Raw genomic sequence first — 21,865 nt, forward strand, 5'->3', positions numbered from 1 at the left:
GGTTTCACATAGCGATAGCACATGCTGCGGGAAGCTGCTGTTCATCCATGGAACCCCACCAAAGAAGTGATTACTTCCATGGTGATCAAGTCGCTCCTCACTTCAAAACGACTGTGCACTTCGAGACAGTCACTCAGTACGTGAGGCCATGCTTGCACCTCAATGCCATATTCAAATATCATCACCCTAACGACGAAGCAGTAACCTACTCTCAGCGTGCAGGTAGATAAACGCTCCTACACGCCTAGCACAAGCAAAAATACAAAATGCCCGATCAACAAAAAAATACCATTTCAAACAAAGAGATAATATCCTTCGTGCTCATCGAATTCTGCGTATTCATTGCACAGGTCTTAATAATTTTCATTGTCGCATATTTTATATCAGACTCACTTGATAGCGAGAAACGTCTCACCGAATTTGTGAATGGAAAAGTAAACCCAACCACAATGAAAGAACTTGGCCTGACCTTATTCTCCGCAACGTTCGTATTAGGACTACTTACTCTCGCAAAAGAATTCATCCCTTCCAAATTTGTCGAAACAATCAGCTCAGAGATTATTCTTGAATTACCAAGAACTATCTATTTGTTTGGAAGCAGCATAACAGCATCAACATTAGCAATTGCATCCTTCCTTTCGAGCCATCCCGAAGTAACCACACGCCCGACACCAAACTACCTTTGGGCATCTGCATTTTTTGCAGTCTCCTTTTTTACTTATGGCTGCGCCATAAAGCTCATACTGCTAATAAAGCAAAAGCACTCATCAAAAGCATGACAAGCACTAACCAATAAGAATAGCCTCTACCAACCTTGCGTACACCCCACTCACAGCACACACAGCTGAAGGAGAAACAATGGGTTTATTTGATTTTATTTTCAGCAAAAAGAAAACTGAAAATAAGGAAAATTTGGATATTGGTGATTCGACTCCTTTCAGGGTGAGTTTCATTGAAAATTTTATTGAAATACCTTCATTGAATTTCTTTGGTCCATTCAGCAAATCAGACTCGGGCGAGTGGATCATCTGCTGGAGTGACAGCGACGACGAAGACTACCGTGGTGGGTGCCGCGATGGGGGCCTTGGGCGTTATGTACTGTGTAACTCCATAAAAAAAACTGTCGTACTTGAGGGGCGGCTTGAGCGGCCAAACTCGGGACATGTTGCAGATAATGGTAGCTTTTCCATTGAAGACTGGCACTTCGGAAATAAGCTATCCGGCACCTTTTATGTTTTCTCCTACACAGGGCAAAAGCTCATTGAGCGACCGTTCCAGGCTAACCTGTATAACAGCGCGATATCCAATAGTGGGCGCTTTGCCGTTTGCCAAACAGCTAACGCACCTAGCAGTGCAGATGGTGACCGATTTACTGCTTTTGATGTAAACAATGGCTCCGAGCTATTTTCAATACACCCACCCACCGGATGGGCCGAAAGTTATTTATTTGCTGAGGACGCACCCCAATTTGGTGTAGTTCTGGACAAGATTGGTACTTTTTATTATGACAAAATCGGCAATTTAACTGATGCCGATCATTTCAACCAGGCACGGCTCCATTGCGAACGCTATGATATTGCGCTTTCTGCTGCCGAGGCCATCATCAAGTCTGATAACCTGACAGATGAGCATGCCTATGAAGCCTTAGAAGCTTGTTCCAAGGCACTAAGACTTGGTGCAGAGAATAACGAGTTCTGGAAAGCTTACGCACTGAAAATTCAGGGCTCAGCCCATGAGCACCTGAAAAACGACGAGGCCGCACTCGAAGCATTTCGTGCAGCACTGCTAATCAACCCTAAAATTGGCGTAAAACGAAAAGTAGATGCACTGAAGAAAAAACTATCCAGCAGATAAGCAGCAACTGAAAACTCCAGGCAAACAGCTCGCGGCCAATATTACGCTTCAAAACCAAAACACTTGCAAACATCACTCAGGTAAATATGCGCAAAATTATTATCACCTCATTACTCTCGCTATCCACATCGGTACTGGCAGGGGAAGTACCCGAAGAATTTCTTGGCGAATGGGTTCCCAAAAGAATGAGTTGCGAGTCACCTCTCCGAATGATCGTCAAACCAAACCATGTCATTCTTCAGAGTGACATGAAAAGAAAATACTATGGCAACCTGGATATTTGCTACTCGTGCGCAGGTGGCGCGAAGTATATTGGAAGACAAGTATGGGTCCACACGGAATTCTCTTCCGAGTCTGCCACTGGATTTGTGATTATGTTTAATGACAATGAAAGAAAAGGCATCGCCAAAATTCAAGACATCCAAGATGTAGATCTCAAACACTTCCCTCTCAACAATGTTGATTTAAAAAAATGCAAATAAGCACCAAGTAGGAATGATGCGCACAAAAAATTTCAAACTGGGCAGCGACTACCCTGCCGAGCACTTCATCCAGCAATCGGTGGAAGCCCATTTCATACGGCAAGGCTTCTGCCTCGATGCTTCCACGCATATCGATTTGATCTGCTGGCATCCGGCTACTGGTGAGAAATGGCAGATCGAGGCCAAAGGGATGACGTCGCAGCCAGGTTTGGATTTTCGGACGTGCCTGGGGCAGCTTGTGCAAAGGATGCAGGATGGTGATGTGCACTACGCGATTGCATTACCCAAGGAGCCGAAGTATCTGGCGCAGATCGATAAAACCAGCACCTGGGCGGTGAAGCAGCTGAATATCCGCTGGATCCTGGTGGATGCGGATGGGGTGCTTTCCATCCGTAACGAGTAACCTCGTCACCGTGCCCACTGCTTTATGAGTAACGTCCTTATGGTGCCAACAACTCTAGCCGCACTACGCCTCGACCTGGAACGTGCCATGCACTTTTTCAAGACGGATGACGCTGTGCGAGCACTGCCCTTCATGCACAGTTTCCCCCGTAATTGCTGCGAGGTTGCCTGTGCCGTATTAGCCAAGGTGCTGTCGGATAAGTACAACGATGCTGAGGTTTTGGTGGTGTGCGGAACAATACATGCATCAGCGTCACATCATTACTGGATTGAGGTTGGCGATACTGTCGTCGACCCCACGTCTTCTCAGTTCGATGGCATGCCCCAAGCTCTTGTCTGCGACAAGCCTAGCCCGCTTGCCGAGAGATTCCTCCCCGCCGAATACCACACACCTGACGCTGCACTGTCGTCCATCCTAGACATGGATATCGACCCGCATTTGCTGCGCGATGTCCTGACGAGCTTGGACGCACATTTAGGCTGAGCACGACCTTGACGGTGTGGCCCCCAGACCGTGTCCTGGCTTTTCCTAAAAGTAATCAGCAGTGCCCCGCGACTGTATTCGCGGTATTTTTGCGCCTTCTATCTGGCGTGCGTGCGCCTGCACGCGTGCTGCACAGATCAAGGGGGTGTCGGGTATCCGTAAGGACCCGGACGTTGCTTACGCACGTTAGGAGCGCCCTTACCCCCGCTTTGGGGTGGACTTCCTTAAAGATCCAAAGGAGCCATCATGGCTAAAGTCCTCCGCGCCTTGGCGCACCCCTTCCCGGCAGCTCCCTGCCCTCTTGCACGCTTTCAGCTTGAAAGCGAGGCCGTAGGCTTTGCCCGCCCCCATCTGTTCCAAACCGGCTTGTCGGTGTCAGTGGTACCAGACGATGCAGGCTTTCTCGTGATTTCTACGGGAGGGCGCTGATCATGGGCGCATCTAACCTGTATCACCTGATGGACCTGCAAACCCGCATGGAACGGCTGCGCGGCCTGGATAGCGATGTGCTGAAGGCGGCCGGCTTCGACAGCATGCTGGACGAGCTTCAAGCCGTTGCGGCCAACCTTTCGACGCTGCGCGATGTGGTGTCAGACGTGGCGGGCATTGACGAGGCGATTGCGCTGCTGGGCCTGCTCCATGCGGCGGAGGATAAGCCGCTGCACGCGGCCAGCCTGAAGCATTTGCTTGAGCCGTTATACGGTAGCCTGCACCAACAGACGGAACGGCTGGGTGGGTTGATCTGATGAGCTGACAGGCGCTATCCCCCATGGCGCCTATCCAGATCGTATAATCGGCAGCAGATGACATCTGTGCCGGGAGGCTCCTTGAAGCTTATGCTTGCCAAAATCAAATCTACCGCCAAGCCCCACCATGTTTTTTCCGGGTTGTTTTGCATGATTGTCCTGGCCTGGTCTTGCTATCCCTATATTTTACTCTGGCTGTTTTCTCCCGATGCTACGCTGGAGAAGCTTGGCCCCTTCGGTGATTTGTATGGAGGGCTGAATACCCTGTTTTCCGGCATGGCCCTGCTGGGTTTGGGGTTAAATATCTATATGCAGGGTGTGCAGATCAAGAAGCTGGAGGCAAAAGAGCAGCAGAATGAGGACTTGCTAAAAATTCAGGTTGATGTCATGAAAGACACTGCCATACTGAATTATTTTAACGAAACCATAGCTCAGATGAATGAGCACAAGAAAGAAATAAGCTTGCGGCTGGAAAATCAGAAAATAGAACTAGAAACGGCCATCAGAAGAATGGCAATTCTGAAAAAATCTCTAGATGATGCAGAAGTCACCAGGAGCAAAATGCGGCCAACCAACACGCACCCAATCGATCATAATGCAGAGGCCAACATTAAGAGAATAAGATCAGATATCTCAAATCAAAAAATGCCAGAAATCATAGAGCAAGAGATCCAACTAACGGAAAGCTCTCTCCGAATCTATTTGGGCCAGTTAAGATCTGTACAACAAAAGCGAAGGGAAGTTCTAAAACGCCTCAACTCTTCGATTGATGATGCATAGAAATTAATTTTTATCATGGCATAAATGCAAAATAGCGGGTTGCTCCGAAAATTCCGGAACAGGCCAGATGAGAGGAAACAGCCATGCCAAAGCAACGCTTTACTAGCACAGAAGCCGAGGCCATCCGCGCTGAACTCGCTGCGGGTGCGGACAAACACGAGGTGGCCGAACGCTGGGATGCGTCGGTTTCGACCATCGACCGGATCGCCGCCCGCATCAATCCGTACGATCAGGACGAGGGACAACCGAGCTCACTGATCCCCGTCTTCGCTGCAGACAGTACAGAGCGAAGCCAACTCCTGTGCAATGCACGTGACTTGCACGCCTTTCTGCAGATTGGCCGAGACTTTTCGAACTGGATCAAAAACAGGATTGAACAGTACTGTTTTGAGGAAGGGAATGACTTCATCTGTGTCGAAAATTTGAGCTCGCCAAATTTGGCGAGCTCAAAAGCGCGTGCGCAGATTATGAACGACTACCACCTTACCCTAGACATGGCCAAGGAACTGGCGATGATCGAGAACAACGAGGTTGGCCGCAGGGTACGCCGGTACTTCATCCAGATGGAACGGCAAGCCCGCTCGCTGTTGGAAGCAAGGGCCAACCAGATACAGCCGATCGAGCAGGTTAAACGGAAGCTGAAAGACACCGCCAGCCTGAAATTCACGCTGATCTTGCAAGATCAGAGCAGAAAGATCGCTAAGGCCCTATCGAAAGAGACAGATCATGGCGTGCGCTACAATCTGCACTGCCAGCTGCGCCAGGTTAACGAGTGCCTGGGAGTGCCCACATTATCCCTAGCTGAGCTAACTGCCGGCGGCCTCCCGAGCATCGAGTAGCAACCGCCAGCAAGACATGCAGGCCCCGAGCAATCGGGGCTTTTTTCATGCACAAAAGATAGCTCACTCATGCGCGCCCCTACGCGCGTCAAAAAGCCATTTTCAAAGTCATGGTGGGGGTCAAAAAAAAGGTAACATCGGTAACCTGCGCTACAGAAAACCGCTGAAAGCCTTGCCAGATAAGGCTTACAGCGATTTGGCCAAAAGGTAACATCGAGGTAACCAAAAGGTAATCAGGTTACCGATTGAGAAGTAACTTTTCCTAAAATAAATACACTTAAAAATCAATCACTTACAAAAATGTTACCTTTTGCGTTACCTCTAGTTACCTTTTGCAGTAACAAATAATATCCTTACATTTCAACAACTTAAGCATTAAAAAGCAGCCAGAAAACGTGAGGTTACCTTTTCTCAGCCCCCCCTACCCTGTCCTAGCGCAGAACAAACTGCCTGTGAGTCCCCGGCAACTGCATAAAACCGCACCGTTACAAATACCCAGCACGCTACCGAGAAGCCCAGCACTGACGCGGTTTAATGGCTTTCATGCACCTGCACGCTTTCCCATACATGAAGCGCGGGGGCGTGGCGGGGCAACGAGCGCGCACGCCGGGGGCTGGCGGCGGTCGAACGCATGGTGGACAGAGAGGCAGGCAACAGAAAGGCCACCCGAAGGTGGCCTGTGGTGGTAGCGAGGGATAATGGCCGCGTCAGGCTGGCGACGGTACCGCCAGCTGGTAAGGCCCGAAGGTGATCACCTGCTCGCCCAGGATCTCGTTGATCTCTTGCAGCCGTGTCTGCAGTGGCAGGATCTCGTTGTGGTAGAACACCTCGGCCGCCTTGCTCGCATCGCCAAAGCCACCGGTGTTGCTCGGTATGATGCCCATCAGCTGTGGCGGGACGCGGTGTGCGGCCAGCACGTCGTCGCGGGTGACGTTCTTGATGTTGAAGAACTCATCCTTGGCGCTGACTTCGCTGATCGGAATGATCTGGATGCCATCCTTCTTGCCTTGCGGCGCGTACATGAACAGGTTGCGAAAGTTACCCGGGCCTTTGCTCTCTTTCAGTGCCTTACGCAGCGCCTCCACATCAGCCGGCTGCTGGGCCGCATCGGTCATGTACAGGATGAAGCCGGCGTGGCTGCCATTCTGGTAGTACTTGCGGCGGAACAGCGTGGCGCTCTCGTTCAGCCAGGCACTGTTTAGCGCAGCCAGATACTCGGGCAACCCGTACACCTCCTGGTTGATGTCGTGCTCCATCAGGTGCAGCACGTTGTCGAGCTCCCGCTCCTGGTTGTATGCCGGCACCCACCAATAGCTTGCTAGGTCGATACCGCGCCGGGTGAATTTTGCCGGGGCCGGATCCAGCTTCAGCAGCCCGCCCAGCCGGTTGCGTACGACCTGCAGGAACAGGTTGCCGAACACCAGGTAATCGATCACCACCTGGGCAAAGTCGGAGCGCGATAGCAACGGGTGCGGTTTGAAGGTACTCACCAACACATTACGCTTCACGGCCAGCGCGCTGTTGTGATGTACCGATGCCCGCCAGCTGCGAGCCAGACCTTCCCAGCTGATCGGTGGCTCGTACCACTTGCCGGCATGCAAACACTCGGCGTAGTCCATGATTTCGCGGCGATCGAGCACCGGTGTCGGGTCACCAAAGGTAAAGGCCTCGATGGGGCAGGCAGCTGGCGCAACAGACTGCTGGCTGCCGGCCGGAGGGTGGAAAGCGCGACGCTTGGCCATCAGTAGATCTCCATGATGCTGGAGTTCGCCCCGTTCGGCCCCTCCAGCGGTTCGTTGCACAAGGCGTGCATGGTGGCCCAGGCAATATCAGCGTGGCTGGTCTGCTCTGACCGGCCAGCCTGGTAAGTGGCCTGACGCTGCGAAGGTGTCAGCGTCTTCTTGATCGACATGAAGCTGGCCGCGATATCGGTATGGCCGGCGTCGTACTCCAGCCGGCCATTGCTCAGTACGTTCAGCGCCTTCAGCACCATCCGGGTTTTCAGTTCCACGTTGTACGAAAAGGCCACCGTATCCGGCCGGAACTGCTTAACCAGCTGGTACACGGCCGAGCCGAGACCGCTCACATCCATGCCGATGTACGTCACGTTGAAGCGGTCGCAGGTATCCTGAAGGAACCTCGCCTGCGCCTCATAATCGGCACCGCGAAACTGGTGGCGTTCAAGAATGCGGAACTTGCCCCCGGGCACCCGGGGCGGTGCCAGCACCACCAGGGCAGCACAGTCGCCGGTATTGCTCGGGTCATAGCCCAGCCACACCTCGCCATAGCCGAAGGGGCGCAGCGAAAACGGTTTCCAGTCGCCCCACACCTCCCAGCTGTCCACCATTGCCCGCTGCATCAGGCCAAAGCCAAACACTGACTCCCCATCGTCAATGAACTGGCACATGAACAGCTGGGCAAACTCCTCCGGCGTGTTCTCCAGCTTCAGCCGTGCCAAATCGAACAGGTTGCAGCCCCCTGCCTGCGCATCCTGGATGGTGACGATCTGGCGCCACTGACCATCCGGGCACGTCACCCCGGCTGCCAGCGCCGTATGGCTGAGATCCAGACGCGGTATCTGCTCGTGCTTTGGCCGTCCCTTGTTGAACCACTCCCCCGTCCATACCGGATACGCCTCGTGGCTCTGCGCCGATGGCGTCGAAAAATACGTCATCCGGTACTGCACTTGCGACGCCATGCCGCTGGCCAGCTTGCGCAGCTCGCGATAGCGCGGAATCCAGAAATACTCGTCCAGGTATAAATTGCCATGACGGCCCTGCGCCGTGCGGCTATTGGTACCCAGAAACATCAACTCGGCCGCATTCGGCAGCTTGATCACCTCACCTCGCAACTCCACACCGGCCGCCTCTCGGGCAAAGTCGACGATATAGCTGCGGAACTGGAACGCCTGCGCCTTCGAAGCCGACAGGAATATCTGGTTGCGTCCTGTCTGCAGCGCATCGATCAACGCCTCATGGGCAAAGTAGTAGGTCGCACCGATCTGGCGGCTTTTCAGGATATTGCGCACCCGTTCAGCCAGGCCTGCCCGGTACCAGTGCTTCTGGTAATCGAACATCCGGTCAAGGAAGGCCTCCTCCAACAGCTTCTGCTGTTCCTCGCTGATCGCGTTCTTCTCCGGCATCCGCTTCGGTACCGCATTGCGCGCCGCAATCTTCGGGTTAAGGTCAGCCTCTTTGCCGGTCTGCTGATACTTGCCCACGCGGGCCATACGCTCAACCTGCCGCCCGAGCAGATCGATCTCTTTGAAGTCGATCCCTTCCTTGCGCTCTTTCAGGATCAGTTGCTGTAGCCGCGTCTCGATGGTCGATGCGATGCGCTCGGTCGGGTCGGATGCATCCCAGGCATCACGCCGCTTCCAGCTGTGAACCGTAGCCGGCTTCTCACCCAGATGCTCGGCAATACGGGCAATGCGCCACCCCTGCCAGTACAGGGCACGGGCAGTGCGACGGGGGTCCGGATCCGGGACCGGTAACGGGGCAATATCGCGCATGCCCGCCAGTCTGCCGCGCGCGCGTACCCGCGCCTTGCGGCATTGGTCGTGCCCGCTGCCGACACAACCGTAACCGGTTGAGCCTGGCGCTTCGCGGTTTCAGCATGGGCGCATCGCTACCGAACCGCTCCGCCCCCAAAGGAAACGCACATGGCAGGCAAGTCCAAGAAATTTCGCGTCGCCACCGAAGGCGCCACTACCGATGGCCGCATCATCGAACGCACGTGGATCCAGCAGATGGCCGCGAACTACGACCCGAAACGGTTTGGTGCCCGTGTCAACCTGGAGCACATCAAGGGCTACACCCCGGACAGCCCGTTCAAACGCTATGGCGACGTGCTGTCACTCAGCGCAGCCGAAAACGGCGACGGCAAACTGGAGCTGTTCGCCGTCATCGACCCGACCGACGAACTGATCCGCATGACCACGAAAGAACGCCAGAAGGTTTACACCTCCATCGAGGTCAATCCCAAGTTTGCCGGTACCAGCGAAGCCTACCTGGTCGGCCTGGCCGTGACAGACGACCCTGCGAGTCTCGGTACCGAAATGCTGCAATTCAGTGCGCATGCCGCACACAACCCGCTGGCCAAGCGCAAGTTCGACCCCGACAACCTGATCACCGAAGCCATCGAGTTCACCCTCGAGCTGGAAGACGACAACACCGGCCTGATCGAGGGCTTCGCCACCCGCGTAAAAAGCATCATCAGCGGCTTCAAGAAAACCACCGACACCCATTTCACCGAGCTGCAGGCAGCCATCACCGTCATCGCGGAAAGCCAGCACGCCCTGCTGGAAAAGTACAGCCAACTGGCAGCGGACTCCGCCGAGACCAAAGCCTGCAAAGCCAAGCTGGAGCAGCTATCGGCAGCCCATAGCGCACTGGTACAGCAACTGAGCCAGGCACCGGCTGACAAGCAACGCCAACGAACACCGGGCGGCACCGGTGCCATCCAGACCGACTGCTAAACCGCTCCCCGCCAAGAGACAGGAAACCGCCATGCGCAAAGAAACCCGCCTTGCCTTTAACGCCTACAAAGCGGCCATAGCCAAGCTGAATGGCACCCAGGATGTCAGCGAGAAATTCTCGGTCGACCCGAGCGTGCAACAGACGCTGGAAAACCGCATCCAGGAGTCCAGCGACTTCCTGACCCGCATCAACAACTACGGCGTCACCGACCAAAGCGGCGACAAGCTCGGGCTGGGCATCGGCAGCCCGGTAGCCAGCACGACCGATACCACGCAGAAAGACCGTGAACCGATTGACCCGACCACCCTGGACGCCACCGGATACTTCTGCACCCAGACCAACTTCGACACCCTCATCCGATACAACAAACTGGACGCCTGGGCCAAGTTTCCCGATTTCCAGACCCGCATCCGCGACCTCATCCTGAAGCGCTCGGCACTGGACATCATGGCGATCGGCTTCAACGGCAACCGCCGCGCCGCCACCTCCAACCGGGCGGCCAACCCGCTGCTGCAGGACGTCAACATCGGCTGGCTGCAAAAGTACCGCAGTCATGCCGAGCAACGGGTAATGGCCGAGGTGGTCCCAGGCTCCGGCCAGGTCCGTATCGGCGGCAACGGCGACTACCAGAACCTGGACGCACTGGTCATGGATGCCGTCAACAACCTGATCGACCCGTGGCACCAGGAAGATACCGAACTGGTAGCCATCCTCGGCCGCGACTTGCTGGCAGACAAGTACTTCCCGCTGGTCAACACCCAGCAGGCACCGACCGAACAAATCGCACTGGACATGATCATCAGCCAGAAGCGTGTCGGCGGCCTGCAAGCGGTACGCGCCCCTTTCTTCCCGGCAGGCACCATGCTGATTACCCGTCTGGACAATCTCTCACGCTACTACCAGGAGGGTGCGCGCCGCCGCACCATCGTCGACAACGCCAAACGCGACCAGATCGAAAACTACGAGTCCTCCAACGATGCCTACGTCGTTGAAGACTACGGCCTGGGCTGCCTGGTGGAAAACATCAGTCTGGTGACCGCGTGATCAGCCCTGCCAAAGCACATTTCATGCGGATCACCGCTGCCCAGGCCCAAGCCTCGGCAGCGGCAGACGAACAGCCGCTCGAAAACGCCAGTGCCTACGAACTGATGCTGCTCAAGCTGGACGCAGACCGGCGCCGTCTGAAAGAAGTGCAGTCGGTGGAAGCCAAAGCCGAGCTCAAGCGCAAGCTGCTGCCCGACTACGCTCCCTGGGTAGAAGCGGCCATTACTACCGGCAAAGGTGCACGGGACGAAGTGCTAATGACGGTGATGCTGTGGCGCATTGATGCCGGCGACTACGGCGGCGCACTCGACATCGCGGAATACGCCCTGCCATACCAGCTGGCCATGCCAGACCGCTACCAGCGCACGACAGCCACCACGCTGGTGGAAGAAGTGGCCGATGCGGCCAAGCGCGCCCGCGACGGCAAACAAGCCTTCGACCTCGCCACACTGCAACGCGCTGCCGGACTCACTGCCGACGAAGACATGCACGACCAGGTTCGCGCCAAGCTGCACAAAGAAATCGGCTTGCTGCAGATTGGCCACGACAACGCCTCGGCCCTGCAACAGCTGCAACGTGCCACCCAGCTCCACGACAAGGTTGGCGTCAAGAAAGAGATCGAACGGCTCGAGCGCGAGCTGAAGAACCCGGGCGGGGCCAGCGGCACCGCCTGACCAGAGCGTTACCCGCGCACCAGGGCGGCAGGGGGCGGCGATAGCCTTGTCTGATCAATGCCCCCTCCACCGCCCCCACGACACGGAGCCAGCATGCTGATCCAGCCCACAACCCCCAAACCCGGCAGCAGCCAGGCTGACGGCCCACCGGTGGCATGCGGCAGCTTCTGGCCGACAATCGACCCGGCAACAGTCCGCCAGACCATGCGGCTCGATGGCACCGTCACACCGCAACGCCTGCGCGCTGCCCTGATAGAGGCCTGCGCCAGTGTCGGCGTGCAGCTGGCGGCGTGGCGCCGTGGGCAGCAAGCCGCCGGCTTTGCCACGCTGACCGCCGTCTGCGCGGAAGAGATTGATGGCGCATCCGTACTGGTACAGCGCTGGCAGCGCGCCGTGCAATGCACAGCGGCAGCCAACCTGACCGAACGCTATCTGGGCTTTGACAGCACTGCCGCCGGCCAGCTACACGCCGACGCGCTGGCCCCCACCATCGATGACCTGCGTCGCGATGCCCGTTGGGCCATCAGCGATATCCGTGGCGAAAGCCGCAGCACCATCGAGCTGATCTGATGCGCGTTACCGCACTGCAAGGCGACACCGTCGACCTGATCTGCCACCGCCACTACGGGGTCACCGCCGGCACGACAGAAGCCGTCTATGCGGCCAACCCCGGTCTGGCAGAACTTGGCCCGATCCTGCCGCTCGGCACCAACATTACCTTGCCCGACTTCGCCACCCCGGCAGCGGAACCCGTGATCCGGCTGCTCAACCTTTGGGACTGAATATGGCAGAACCCACCTCTACGACCGCCACCACGCTTGCCGTGACAGGTGCCAGCCTGCTGGCCTTGTTCCCGGGCCTGGATGCCGGCTCGGTTCTTGGCGCCTTTGCCGGTGCCTCGGTATTCGTCATGTCGAGCAACGACCTGGGTACGGTCAGGAAGCTGGCCTTCCTCGGCCTGGCCATCGTAGCCGGCCTGATCGCCGCACCGATGGCTGCCGCTTTACTGTCCACCATCGTCCCCAAGGGCGTGCAGGTGTCTGCCGGCGTAGGCGCACTCACCGCCTCCGCCCTGGTCATCAAGGTACTGATCTGGCTGATCAACAAAGCCGACAACCCGGCCAGCTTGCTGGCAGGCCTGAAAGGAGACGACAAGTGAACAACGCCCTGCTGCTGATCAATGCGCTGCTCGCTGCCACGATCTGCCTGCGGCTTATCCTGTACCGCCGCGAACGCGGCACCCACCGGCCACTGGCAAGCCTGCTGGCGTATGTGCTGACCGTGGCGTCCGGCACCGTCGCCATGACCACCCTGTTGCTCAGCCTGCTGCCTGAAACCGGGCAACTGACCACCGCCCTGCTGCATGCCAGCCGGGATCATGCCCAGAGCCTGCTCAATCTGGCGCTGTGTGTGGCCGTCCTGACCATGCGCGGCAACGTGGTAGACCTGTTCCGGCGTCGCGATGAGATCGTGGATAACGCCATCACCCGCTGGCTGAGGAAAGACACATGGATCTGATAGGCAAAGGTGACCACGGCAGTGCCGTCGCCGAACTGCAACACACCCTCAACCGTCACGGCGCCGGCCTTGTCGTCGATGGCTGGTTCGGTGAGGCCACGGAGGCCACCGTAATGAGCCTGCAGCGCAGCGCCGGCCTGGTGGTCGACGGCGTCGTCGGCATCAAGACCCTGGAGTGGCTGCAAGGCAAAGAGAACGGCACGCGCCTACGCGAAGCCGACTTGATCGCCGCCGCCGAACATCTGGGCGTACCACTCGCCGGCATCAAGGCTGTCAACGCAGTGGAGTCGCGTGGCAGCGGTTTTCTACCCGATGGCCGCCCGGTAATCCTGCTGGAACGCCATGTTGCCTACCGCCAGGCCAATGCTGCCGGCCTGATGGCGGCAGCACTGCAATCGCGCTATCCGAACCTGGTCAACACTGCACGTGGTGGCTACGCTGGTGGCAGCGCCGAATGGGCACGCTTTGAAAACCTGCGCAGCATCACCAGCGACGCCATCGCCATCGAGGCCTGCAGCTGGGGACTGTTCCAGATCATGGGTTATCACTGGCGAGCACTGGGCTATGCCAGTGCCGCAGACTTCCAGGCAAGAATGACTGCCAGCGAAGGCCAGCAGTTGGCGGCCTTTGTCAGCTTCATCGAAGCCGATGCCACCTTGCTCAAAGCACTGAAGTCGAAAAAGTGGGCCGAATTTGCCCACCTGTACAACGGCCCGGCCTATAAGGAAAACCTCTACGACGCCAAGCTTGCTGCCGCTTTTGCACGGTTCAGCACCTCACGGGCCAACGGGACAGCCTGACTGATGAGCCGGCATTTTGACGAGGCACAGCAGCGCGAAGCAAACCATCGGCAAGCATCGCTCGCACGTCAGGCTGAACAGGCAAAAGGCCACCCCGGCGGCAGCTTCAGCCATTGCAAGGACTGCGGCACCCCTATTCCTCCGGCACGACAAGCCATCGTCCAAGGCTGCATGCGCTGCGTCGATTGCCAGGCCGACTACGAAAAAGTCAACAAACGATGAACAAACCCGCCAGTTGCCGCGCGGCACTCGAAGCTGCCTTACCCTACCTGGTAACCGAACCGGACCGGCTGGTCATGTTCATCGACGATGGTCACATCGGTGCCGGTTACAGTGGCCCCAGCTTCGAGTACCAGTACACGCTGACCATCGGGCTACTCGATTTCAATCAACACCCTGATACGGTGATGGTGCCGCTATTGCACTGGCTGCGGGAAAACGAGCCCGGTCTGTTACAGAACCAGGACCGCCGCAGCGAAGCCATCCGCTTTGCCGGCGAGATCCGGAACCACGACTGCTACGATCTGAGGTTGCAACTGCAACTGACCGAACGGGTGAAGGTCACCTCCGACAGCAGCGGCAGCATTGCCACCCACCTGCCAGAACCCGACCTCGCCGCGCCCTGGCCAGTGAACCAGAGGCTGCGCATTTTCGTGAAAGACGAGCTGGTCTATGACAGTCAGCCGCGCTGAGGCCGGGCTGGCCGCCCTGCTGGCCACCCTGGCACCCGCTGCCAGGCGCTCGCTGGCCATCAGCCTTGCCAGGCAGTTACGCCAGCGCCAGCAACAGCGCATTGCCGGCCAGCGCAATCCGGATGGCAGCCCCTTTGCCCCACGCAAACTCTCGCTGCGAGGCAGCAAAGGCGTAATCCGCCGGCAGATGTTCAGCCGGCTGCGCACGGCCAGCTACCTCAAAACAGAAGCCTCGCCGGAACGGGCGGTCGTCGGCTTCATCAGCAAGGTTGGCCGCATCGCAGCCGTCCACCAGTACGGGCTGCGGGATCGCGTCCGCCCAGGCGGCCCCGAGGTACCCTATCCCGAGCGCCAGTTGCTGGGCTTCACCACGGCAGACATCGAAGCCATAGCCGATCTCGTGCTGTCGCATCTGGCAAACTAAAGCCCGGCACTTGTCGTGCCAACCCACCACACGACACCCACCGCACGACCCGCCCACGCGCTCGGGGCACACTGGCCGCATGAACCAATCCGACCTGCTCCGCCGCCTGGAAAGTCTGGTCCGCCTAGGTACCATCGCCAGCGTACAGATGACACCGCCACGTGTACGGGTGAGATCCGGCGGCCTGCTTTCCGAGTGGCGCCCCTGGCTGTCGCTACGCGCCGGCACCACAACCGAGTGGGACCCGCCGACAGAGGGCGAACAATGCCTGCTCATCAGCCCAAGCGGTGAGCCAGCCACCGGAATTGCACTGGTAGGCCTGTTTTCTGACGCCCACCCGGCACCCAGCTGCAGCCCGGACGAGCATGTCCGGCTATACCCGGATGGAGCCCGAGCCTGCTACAACCACGTTAGCGGTGAGCTGTCGGTCACCGGTATCAGGACCCTTCGTGTGCAAGCCGCCGACCATGTCACCGTCGACTGCCCCGAATCGACGTTCACCGGCAACGTGACCATAGAAGGGCGACTGACGGTACTGGACGATGCCTTATTCCAGGCCCAAGCCAAGGTGATGCAGCTGTTCAGCTACCTGGGTGGCCTGGCTGGCCAGGCCGGCAGCAGTGGCAATACCACCATCGAAGGCCCCATCCGCCACAGCCATGGTGATCTCTCCAGCAACGGTGTGGTACTACACAGACACGATCACGGCGATGTCGAACGCGGCAACGATCGCACAGGCGGCCCCGCATGAATACGGCCTGCATCGGCATGGATGCGGACACCGGCCGGCCGCTTGGCGACCTGGCCCATCTTCGCCAGAGCATTGCCATCATCCTGACCACCCCGCTTGGCAGCCGTGTCATGCGCCGCGACTTCGGCAGCCATCTGCCTGACCTCGTCGACCAGCCACTGAATGACCGCTTGCGCATGCTAGTGCTGGCCGCGTCGGTCATGGCCATCAATACCTGGGAACCGCGTGTCGAGCTGTACAACATCCAGCTGACACAAGGAGCGCTACCCGGTGCGCTATGTGTCGACATCACGGCGGCACGCCGTGACGGCCCCGCCAGCGGCGAACAATTTACCCTGCGCATCCCGGTGAAGGGCTAAGCATGGCGATCGACCTCCCCGGACTACCGCCCCCAAAAATCGTCGAAGAACTGGACTATGAAACCTTGCTGGCCCAGCGTAAGGCTCGCCTTGTGGCCGCTGCACCGGCAGACCTGCGCAACGCCATTGCAGCTTCGCTAGCGCTAGACAGCGAACCCTTGTCTATCCTGCTGCAAGAGAACGCCTATACCGAGCTGATCCTGCGCCAGCGCATCAACGAAGCTGCCAAGGCCAGCCTGCTGGCCTACGCCACGGGCACCGACCTGGACAACCGCGCAGCCGACTACGGCGTCAGCCGGCTGCTGATCACGCCCGCTGACCCGCATGCCACCCCTCCTCTCGAGGCAGTATGGGAAAGCGATGACCGTCTGCGCTACCGCTGCCAGATGGCTCTGGAAGGGTTGTCGGTTGCCGGCTCGCGCGGAGCCTACCTGTTTCACACCTTGTCAGCTTCAGCCATGCTCGCCGACGCCTCGGTCGACGCGCCCACCTTCGTTGCGGCCAACGTCTCTGCCACCGTTCGTGCCCAGCTACCCGCCGGCGCCATCGTGCTGGTCTGCAGCTACGACGCCGGACTGGTCGACGCACTGCCGGGTGACGTGTCCATCGCCGTGCTGCCGGCCGCCACCAGCCCACTGCCGGTGGCCACGCTGGTGCAGACCGCCCAGACAGCGCTGTCTGACGATGACGTGCGCCCGCTCACCGACCATCCGCGAGTGCAGGCAGGTATCGCCACACCGTACCAGGTGGTGGCCTTCGTCGAACCCGAGAACGGCCCAGACGCCGACCTCGTGCTGGCAGCCGCCCGCACCCGGCTCGACGCTGCTATCGCAGCCGCCCGCAAGCTCGGCGGCCAGTTGCCGCGCTCGGCGATCTACGCCGCATTGCACGCCCCCGGCACCCACCGCGTCACGCTGTCCGAGCCGGCCGGTGACATCCTCTGCGACCTGCGCCACTACCCTGACTGCACCGCGATCCTGCTCACCAGAGGGGGGGCATGATGAGCCGCCACCTGCTACCGCCCAACCGCACCCTACTGGAAACCGCGCTGGCAGACGCCACAACGATCGACATCGACCCAACGCCTATCCGCTATCTGGCCGACGCCACGCGCTGCCCCGCCGCGCTGTTGCCGTGGCTGGCCTGGGCGCGCGCTGTCGATGGCTGGGACGAAGCCCTGTCCGAGCAGCCGCGGCGCCAGCTGGTGCAGCAGTCCTTCGCCATCCACCAGCACAAAGGCACCGCCGGCGCCGTGCGACGGGCCATGGCCGCGCTGGGCGTAACGATGGACTTCACCGAATGGCAGCACATACCCGGGGCCGTGCCCTACACCTTCGGGCTTATCGCCTGGGTAAACCAGAACGCTGCCAGCCACGAAACAGCGGTGCTCACCCCGCAGCTGTACCAGCGCCTGCACCGGCTGGTAGAGCAGACCCGCAACGAACGCAGCCACTTTTCCTTTCAGGTCGGCACTCGCTTTGACCAGGCCATACCGCTGGCCAGTGCCAGTCAGGCCGCGGCAGTTGGCCGCTGGCCTGGCCAGGCACAAGCCGTGCAGCCCGCACCCGCCATCCAGCCATGGCGGCTGGCCCATACCGCCCAGGCCGCAGCACTGGCCCGGGTCAGCGCCACCCCGGTGCCGGTGCAGCCGGCAGCCGCCATGCACCCCATGGGGCTGGCCTGCGCGGCCCGTGTGGTGTCCGTTTTACGTGTTTCGATGGAGATCCAATGACTCAGCCACTCCTGCCGACGCTTCTGGAAGTCGGCCTGAACGCCATCTGGCGGGCCGGTAACGATGGCCTGGCCGCCCAGATCACCCACATTGCGCTGGGCGATACCGCTTTTGTGCCGTCGCAAGCCATGACAGCCCTGCCGGGCGAGCGGGCACGCTACCCCATTGCGGATGGCAAAAAGATCAGCAGCCGGGACATTCACCTCACCGCGCTGGCCGATGGCGATGCCGAGTTCTGGGTGCGCGGCATCGCCTTCATGCTGGCCGACGGCACCTGCCTGGCGCTGTGGAGCGACCCGGCGCGGCCCCTGGCTTACAAAGCCGCCGGGGTCGACCTGCTGCTGGCCTACGACCTCACGTTGTCGGCGGTACCGGCCGACAGCGTCACCGTGCACAGCACCGGCGCCGGGCTGAACCTGGCCATGGCCGAGGAATTCGCCACGCTGGCCAGCGCCATGGTGGCGCTGCAGCACCTCACCCTGAAACCCTATCTGCAAGGAAACCACCCATGAGCCTGGAACAACAGATCGCCACCCTGGTGGGGCGTACGGCCAACCTGCTGGACGAGGTGGCCGCCAAGATGGCGTATATCGACCAGCGCGTTACCCAGAAACGTGACGAACTGGAGGCATGGCGTGGCAGCCACCTGGACGAGCATGCCGCCATGGCCATCAACTTCAATGCCCGCATGACAGCCCATGGCGGCAGCGGGCCGAACACGCTGCCACTGGCCATGGGCGTGAATGCCGGCGGGGACTTCTGGAGCAAATTCGATGCCGAGCTGATCCCGGTCCGCAGTGGCACCGACCCGTTGACACGCCCGCCCGTCGTGCGCGAGTTGCTGCAATACATGGGCTGCGACCGTGAACACTTCTCCGGCTGGTTCGACATTCTCAAACTCACCATCAAGAGCATCGGCAGCGGCTTTGGCCCCTATGTGTTCCACATACCCTACCAGCACGTAAAGGTGGGCACGTTCAACAGCGTGGTGATGTACCACAAGATCATCGGCGGGGCGGACTGGAGCTGGATGAACAATGGCGTCAAAGGGCAGTGGCATCAGGTTACCCACCACGCCAACAGCAACGATGCCGGTGGCTACAACCATGTGGATATCGGCATAGGTGGCCTGGCAGGCGTGGGGGACACCCTCTACCTCGCACTGCCGCAAATCATACCGGGCAAGTGGAATCCGGCACGCCGCTGCCCGCAGCTTTACAACGTGTACGACATCGTTCTGGATGTCGTCGCCAGCGGTGCCCCTCCGGCAGGCATGCTGGGTGGATCCTTTGCCGGCATCAGCAACCTCAATCGCTAAGGACATCCCATGACCCACCTGCCAGACAGCCATTCCGACCGTGACGGCAACCATACCCTGATCATGACCAGTAGCGGCCTGGCCTCACCAGACGCCCTGCAACAGGCGGCACTACGCGCCGAGCGCAACCGGCGCCTGGCCGAGTGTGACTGGACGCAGATCGCCGATGCCCCACTGGACAAAGCACAGAAAACCGCCTGGGCCGCCTATCGCCAGGCCTTGCGTGATGTACCGGAAACGACTGCCGGGCTACATGACGTCATGTGGCCGGAGCAGCCATGAAACTGCCCCACCTGGTGATCTATACCGACCGCCTGCCGGACGGGGTGGCCGGTGCGGCCAACGGCCCGCTGGTGCGCATCCGCCCGGCCTACCGCAGCGATGCCGGCCTGCACGCGCACGAATACCGCCATGTGCAGCAGTGGTACCACGCGGCCGCCATGACCGCCGCCATGCTGGCCTGCCTGGCCATGGCCAGCGGTTTGCCATGGTGGCAGTTGCTGCCCCTGCTGCCTGCCAGCCTGGCCAGCCACCCGCTGGCCTACCTGCTGTGGCCGCGCTACCGGCTATGGGCCGAGCTGGAAGCCTACCGTGTGCAGATGCGCTACGGCCTGTCGGTCGACCTCGCCGCGGCCAGGCTGGCCAGCCCGGTCTACACGCTGGGGCTGACCCGGTCGCAGGCGCGCGCGCTGCTGTAAAAGGTGGCCGGCACGGTGTATCACCACCGTGCCGGCCTCTCCCAACCCACTGTCCATACCAGTGAGCCGAAAGCCGGAAAAGGCTCACACCATGCACGACATCCGCTGCGGCCACTGCAACCGCAAGCTGGCCGAGGGCGAGATCATCAGCCTCAAGATCAAGTGCCCCCGCTGCCATACGCTGAATATGCTGAGCGCCGCGTGCGCCGAACCAGAGCGCCACCGAGCGTCGCCAGCAAGAGCCCATCATGAACAGCAGCCCCATCATTCCGTGGCTGGGTGGCAAGCGCCGCCTGGCTGACAAGCTGATACCGCTTTTCCCGCCCCACGAGTGCTATGTGGAAGTATTCGCGGGCGGCGCCGCGCTCTATTTCTTGCGGCCGGTACCGGCCCCCACCGAGGTGCTGAACGATATCAACGGCGAGCTGGTCAATCTCTACCGCGTGGTGCAACACCATATGGAAGAGTTCGTGCGCCAGTTCAAATGGGCCATCAGCAGCCGGCAAATCTTCAAGTGGCAGCAACTCACGGATCCCGCCATCCTCACCGACATCCAGCGTGCCGCCCGCTTCTACTACCTGCAGCAGCACGCCTTTGGCGGCAAGGTAGACGGCCAGACCTTCGGTACCGCCACCACCGGCCCGGCCATCAACCTGTGCCGCATCGAGGAGAACCTGAGCGCCGCTCACCTGCGCCTGTCCGGCACCTATGTCGAGAACCTGCCATGGCAAGAGGTCATGCACCGTTACGACCGCAGTCACACGTTCTTCTACTGCGACCCGCCTTACTGGCAGACCGAAGGCTACGGCGTGGACTTCGATTTCACGCAGTACCAGGCGCTGGCGACGTTCATGCGCAGCTGCAAGGGCAAGGTCATGGTGTCCCTCAACGACCACCCGGCCATCCGCCTCTGCTTTGATGGCTTCTGCATGGAAAGCCTGGAGATCCGCTATGCGGTAGCCAACCACCAAGGCACGCCCGCCACCAGCAAAGAGCTGGTCATCATGAACTGGCACCCGCCTGCGGGTGACTTGTTCGCCGGGCACTAGCCTGCAAGGCCTGCTGCTCGTAACGGAGCGCCGCTGCCAGACTGGCACAGAGGAACACGATACTGGGGTCGTCATGACGCACAGCCAGACTGCGGCCAACGTGCTCCAGACAGAGCAGCAAGTTCTCGATGGTATCGGCAGTCGATGCGCCAATCAGCGGGTTAACGTGGCAAGCCGTGCTGCGGGAGTCTTGTTGCATGGTGGCGCCTACCCTTGTCATGACGAAGAAATTATTACCTAGTCATGACGGTGGCGGTATTAGCCCAAGGGCTAATACCGGGTTGAATACCACGCACCAGCAACGCCAGCTCGGTACGGGTCTCTGCCCCGGTTTTTGCCAGTGCCGCACGCACATGCGCTTTGACCGTATAGGTAGTGACATCCAGCATGGCAGCGATCTTGATGTTCTCGAAATGCAGCAGCAGCGCCACTTCCAGCTCACGGCGGCTTAGCAGCTCGGCGATCCGGATGGCACGCATGGCGCGCCACGCCGCGTCCTGTAACAACAAACGCGCCTGCTGACCGGCCTGGAGATCAATCTGGGAGAGGTCACGGCAAACGCCGTGTGTTTTGACAAAAGCCTGAGATAACACGATCTGCATATCCTCCGCCGTTACCTGGCCCAGAAGGTCGGCCAGGTGCTCAGCGGTGAGGTAGCGCATACGGTCAGTCCGTGTTTTTTCTTTACGCTAACCGTTAAATGTCGTGCCGGCTAGTGGCACAGCAAGCAGCAGGCGCACG

Annotated in this window: 33 protein-coding genes; 29 read left to right on the top strand and 4 right to left on the bottom strand. The window is 59.4% G+C overall.

All coding sequences use genetic code 11. The features are described 5' to 3' along the window. Nucleotides 1-266 precede the first annotated feature (266 nt). From ACZ9XP_RS00425 to ACZ9XP_RS00460, 8 genes are all read left to right on the top strand, one after another. The gene (locus tag ACZ9XP_RS00425; RefSeq protein WP_465187800.1) at nucleotides 267-779 is read left to right on the top strand and encodes a hypothetical protein; all 513 of its coding nucleotides are present in this window, start codon (nucleotides 267-269) and stop codon (nucleotides 777-779) included. A 79-nt stretch (nucleotides 780-858) separates the two neighbouring features. After that, nucleotides 859-1,854 (top strand): tetratricopeptide repeat protein, encoded by a 996-nt coding sequence (locus ACZ9XP_RS00430; protein WP_465187801.1) that lies wholly within the window; start codon nucleotides 859-861, stop codon nucleotides 1,852-1,854. Nucleotides 1,855-1,940: 86 nt separating this feature from the next. Then, the gene (locus ACZ9XP_RS00435) at nucleotides 1,941-2,336 is read left to right on the top strand and encodes a hypothetical protein (protein ID WP_465187802.1); all 396 of its coding nucleotides are present in this window, start codon (nucleotides 1,941-1,943) and stop codon (nucleotides 2,334-2,336) included. A gap of 13 nt (nucleotides 2,337-2,349) precedes the next feature. Continuing rightward, a complete protein-coding gene (locus ACZ9XP_RS00440) occupies nucleotides 2,350-2,739 on the top strand; it encodes a hypothetical protein (protein WP_465187803.1) in 390 nt (129 codons plus the stop codon). Between the two features lie 87 nt (nucleotides 2,740-2,826). Continuing rightward, nucleotides 2,827-3,222: a hypothetical protein gene (locus tag ACZ9XP_RS00445; RefSeq protein ID WP_465187804.1), complete on the top strand. Its 396-nt coding sequence runs from the start codon at nucleotides 2,827-2,829 to the stop codon at nucleotides 3,220-3,222. Between the two features lie 458 nt (nucleotides 3,223-3,680). Next, on the top strand, nucleotides 3,681-3,968 hold the full coding sequence (locus ACZ9XP_RS00450; RefSeq protein WP_465187805.1) for a hypothetical protein: 288 nt from the start codon (nucleotides 3,681-3,683) through the stop codon (nucleotides 3,966-3,968). Between the two features lie 81 nt (nucleotides 3,969-4,049). Continuing rightward, nucleotides 4,050-4,748: a hypothetical protein gene (locus ACZ9XP_RS00455; protein WP_465187806.1), complete on the top strand. Its 699-nt coding sequence runs from the start codon at nucleotides 4,050-4,052 to the stop codon at nucleotides 4,746-4,748. An 83-nt stretch (nucleotides 4,749-4,831) separates the two neighbouring features. Then, the gene (locus tag ACZ9XP_RS00460; protein WP_465187807.1) at nucleotides 4,832-5,587 is read left to right on the top strand and encodes an antA/AntB antirepressor family protein; all 756 of its coding nucleotides are present in this window, start codon (nucleotides 4,832-4,834) and stop codon (nucleotides 5,585-5,587) included. 707 nt (nucleotides 5,588-6,294) lie between these two features. Here the strand turns inward: ACZ9XP_RS00460 and ACZ9XP_RS00465 are convergent. Together ACZ9XP_RS00465 and ACZ9XP_RS00470 are read right to left on the bottom strand one after the other, a co-directional pair. Next, nucleotides 6,295-7,329: a phage portal protein gene (locus ACZ9XP_RS00465; RefSeq protein WP_465187808.1), complete on the bottom strand. Its 1,035-nt coding sequence runs from the start codon at nucleotides 7,327-7,329 to the stop codon at nucleotides 6,295-6,297. Beyond that, entirely contained in the window at nucleotides 7,329-9,098 is a 1,770-nt protein-coding gene (locus tag ACZ9XP_RS00470) for a terminase ATPase subunit family protein (protein WP_465187809.1), read from the bottom strand. The genes ACZ9XP_RS00465 and ACZ9XP_RS00470 overlap by 1 nt, the downstream gene beginning before the upstream one ends. A 150-nt stretch (nucleotides 9,099-9,248) precedes the next feature. On the opposite strand from ACZ9XP_RS00470, the gene ACZ9XP_RS00475 reads away from it, so the two are divergent. The 21 genes from ACZ9XP_RS00475 (at nucleotide 9,249) to ACZ9XP_RS00575 (ending at nucleotide 21,124) form a co-directional block, all read left to right on the top strand. Then, the gene (locus ACZ9XP_RS00475; protein WP_465187810.1) at nucleotides 9,249-10,064 is read left to right on the top strand and encodes a GPO family capsid scaffolding protein; all 816 of its coding nucleotides are present in this window, start codon (nucleotides 9,249-9,251) and stop codon (nucleotides 10,062-10,064) included. A 31-nt stretch (nucleotides 10,065-10,095) separates the two neighbouring features. Next, nucleotides 10,096-11,109 carry a phage major capsid protein, P2 family gene (locus tag ACZ9XP_RS00480; protein ID WP_465187811.1) on the top strand — a complete coding sequence of 338 codons (1,014 nt, stop codon included), beginning with the start codon at nucleotides 10,096-10,098 and terminating at the stop codon, nucleotides 11,107-11,109. A 23-nt stretch (nucleotides 11,110-11,132) separates the two neighbouring features. Further along, complete coding sequence (gpM, locus tag ACZ9XP_RS00485) at nucleotides 11,133-11,783, top strand: phage terminase small subunit (protein ID WP_465187812.1); 651 nt, start codon at nucleotides 11,133-11,135, stop codon at nucleotides 11,781-11,783. Between the two features lie 93 nt (nucleotides 11,784-11,876). Further along, the gene (locus ACZ9XP_RS00490; RefSeq protein ID WP_465187813.1) at nucleotides 11,877-12,353 is read left to right on the top strand and encodes a head completion/stabilization protein; all 477 of its coding nucleotides are present in this window, start codon (nucleotides 11,877-11,879) and stop codon (nucleotides 12,351-12,353) included. After that, on the top strand, nucleotides 12,353-12,565 hold the full coding sequence (locus ACZ9XP_RS00495) for a tail protein X (RefSeq protein WP_465187814.1): 213 nt from the start codon (nucleotides 12,353-12,355) through the stop codon (nucleotides 12,563-12,565). Before ACZ9XP_RS00490 ends, ACZ9XP_RS00495 begins: the two co-directional genes overlap by 1 nt. A 2-nt stretch (nucleotides 12,566-12,567) precedes the next feature. Beyond that, nucleotides 12,568-12,942, top strand: coding sequence for a putative holin (locus ACZ9XP_RS00500; RefSeq protein ID WP_465187815.1), 375 nt, complete (start codon nucleotides 12,568-12,570; stop codon nucleotides 12,940-12,942). After that, nucleotides 12,939-13,301 carry a phage holin family protein gene (locus ACZ9XP_RS00505; protein WP_465187816.1) on the top strand — a complete coding sequence of 121 codons (363 nt, stop codon included), beginning with the start codon at nucleotides 12,939-12,941 and terminating at the stop codon, nucleotides 13,299-13,301. Before ACZ9XP_RS00500 ends, ACZ9XP_RS00505 begins: the two co-directional genes overlap by 4 nt. Continuing rightward, nucleotides 13,292-14,101: an N-acetylmuramidase domain-containing protein gene (locus ACZ9XP_RS00510; protein ID WP_465187817.1), complete on the top strand. Its 810-nt coding sequence runs from the start codon at nucleotides 13,292-13,294 to the stop codon at nucleotides 14,099-14,101. The genes ACZ9XP_RS00505 and ACZ9XP_RS00510 overlap by 10 nt, the downstream gene beginning before the upstream one ends. 3 nt (nucleotides 14,102-14,104) lie before the next feature. Beyond that, nucleotides 14,105-14,323: a TraR/DksA C4-type zinc finger protein gene (locus ACZ9XP_RS00515; protein ID WP_465187818.1), complete on the top strand. Its 219-nt coding sequence runs from the start codon at nucleotides 14,105-14,107 to the stop codon at nucleotides 14,321-14,323. Continuing rightward, nucleotides 14,320-14,793 carry a phage tail protein gene (locus ACZ9XP_RS00520; protein ID WP_465187819.1) on the top strand — a complete coding sequence of 158 codons (474 nt, stop codon included), beginning with the start codon at nucleotides 14,320-14,322 and terminating at the stop codon, nucleotides 14,791-14,793. Before ACZ9XP_RS00515 ends, ACZ9XP_RS00520 begins: the two co-directional genes overlap by 4 nt. Continuing rightward, nucleotides 14,774-15,217 carry a phage virion morphogenesis protein gene (locus tag ACZ9XP_RS00525; RefSeq protein ID WP_465187820.1) on the top strand — a complete coding sequence of 148 codons (444 nt, stop codon included), beginning with the start codon at nucleotides 14,774-14,776 and terminating at the stop codon, nucleotides 15,215-15,217. The genes ACZ9XP_RS00520 and ACZ9XP_RS00525 overlap by 20 nt, the downstream gene beginning before the upstream one ends. A gap of 79 nt (nucleotides 15,218-15,296) precedes the next feature. After that, complete coding sequence (locus tag ACZ9XP_RS00530) at nucleotides 15,297-15,968, top strand: phage baseplate assembly protein V (RefSeq protein WP_465187822.1); 672 nt, start codon at nucleotides 15,297-15,299, stop codon at nucleotides 15,966-15,968. Beyond that, nucleotides 15,965-16,327: a GPW/gp25 family protein gene (locus ACZ9XP_RS00535; protein ID WP_465187823.1), complete on the top strand. Its 363-nt coding sequence runs from the start codon at nucleotides 15,965-15,967 to the stop codon at nucleotides 16,325-16,327. Before ACZ9XP_RS00530 ends, ACZ9XP_RS00535 begins: the two co-directional genes overlap by 4 nt. Before the next feature lie 2 nt (nucleotides 16,328-16,329). Beyond that, the gene (locus tag ACZ9XP_RS00540; protein ID WP_465187824.1) at nucleotides 16,330-17,328 is read left to right on the top strand and encodes a baseplate assembly protein; all 999 of its coding nucleotides are present in this window, start codon (nucleotides 16,330-16,332) and stop codon (nucleotides 17,326-17,328) included. Beyond that, entirely contained in the window at nucleotides 17,325-18,059 is a 735-nt protein-coding gene (locus ACZ9XP_RS00545) for a phage tail protein I (protein WP_465187825.1), read from the top strand. Before ACZ9XP_RS00540 ends, ACZ9XP_RS00545 begins: the two co-directional genes overlap by 4 nt. Then, nucleotides 18,056-18,571 carry a phage tail protein gene (locus ACZ9XP_RS00550; protein ID WP_465187826.1) on the top strand — a complete coding sequence of 172 codons (516 nt, stop codon included), beginning with the start codon at nucleotides 18,056-18,058 and terminating at the stop codon, nucleotides 18,569-18,571. The genes ACZ9XP_RS00545 and ACZ9XP_RS00550 overlap by 4 nt, the downstream gene beginning before the upstream one ends. Then, nucleotides 18,568-19,377, top strand: coding sequence for a hypothetical protein (locus ACZ9XP_RS00555; RefSeq protein ID WP_465187827.1), 810 nt, complete (start codon nucleotides 18,568-18,570; stop codon nucleotides 19,375-19,377). The genes ACZ9XP_RS00550 and ACZ9XP_RS00555 overlap by 4 nt, the downstream gene beginning before the upstream one ends. Before the next feature lie 9 nt (nucleotides 19,378-19,386). Further along, on the top strand, nucleotides 19,387-19,659 hold the full coding sequence (locus ACZ9XP_RS00560; protein ID WP_465187828.1) for a tail fiber assembly protein: 273 nt from the start codon (nucleotides 19,387-19,389) through the stop codon (nucleotides 19,657-19,659). Then, the gene (locus ACZ9XP_RS00565) at nucleotides 19,656-20,075 is read left to right on the top strand and encodes a hypothetical protein (RefSeq protein WP_465187829.1); all 420 of its coding nucleotides are present in this window, start codon (nucleotides 19,656-19,658) and stop codon (nucleotides 20,073-20,075) included. Before ACZ9XP_RS00560 ends, ACZ9XP_RS00565 begins: the two co-directional genes overlap by 4 nt. Nucleotides 20,076-20,166: 91 nt before the next feature. Next, nucleotides 20,167-20,376, top strand: coding sequence for a Com family DNA-binding transcriptional regulator (locus tag ACZ9XP_RS00570; RefSeq protein ID WP_465187830.1), 210 nt, complete (start codon nucleotides 20,167-20,169; stop codon nucleotides 20,374-20,376). Next, complete coding sequence (locus ACZ9XP_RS00575; protein ID WP_465187831.1) at nucleotides 20,324-21,124, top strand: DNA adenine methylase; 801 nt, start codon at nucleotides 20,324-20,326, stop codon at nucleotides 21,122-21,124. The genes ACZ9XP_RS00570 and ACZ9XP_RS00575 overlap by 53 nt, the downstream gene beginning before the upstream one ends. Here the strand turns inward: ACZ9XP_RS00575 and ACZ9XP_RS00580 are convergent. Further along, nucleotides 21,078-21,323 carry a hypothetical protein gene (locus tag ACZ9XP_RS00580; RefSeq protein WP_465187832.1) on the bottom strand — a complete coding sequence of 82 codons (246 nt, stop codon included), beginning with the start codon at nucleotides 21,321-21,323 and terminating at the stop codon, nucleotides 21,078-21,080. The two genes, ACZ9XP_RS00575 and ACZ9XP_RS00580, sit on opposite strands and share 47 nt — an antisense overlap. Before the next feature lie 34 nt (nucleotides 21,324-21,357). Continuing rightward, entirely contained in the window at nucleotides 21,358-21,786 is a 429-nt protein-coding gene (locus tag ACZ9XP_RS00585; protein WP_465187833.1) for a response regulator transcription factor, read from the bottom strand. Nucleotides 21,787-21,865: the final 79 nt, after the last annotated feature.

Source organism: Vogesella perlucida (genome assembly GCF_979366545.1).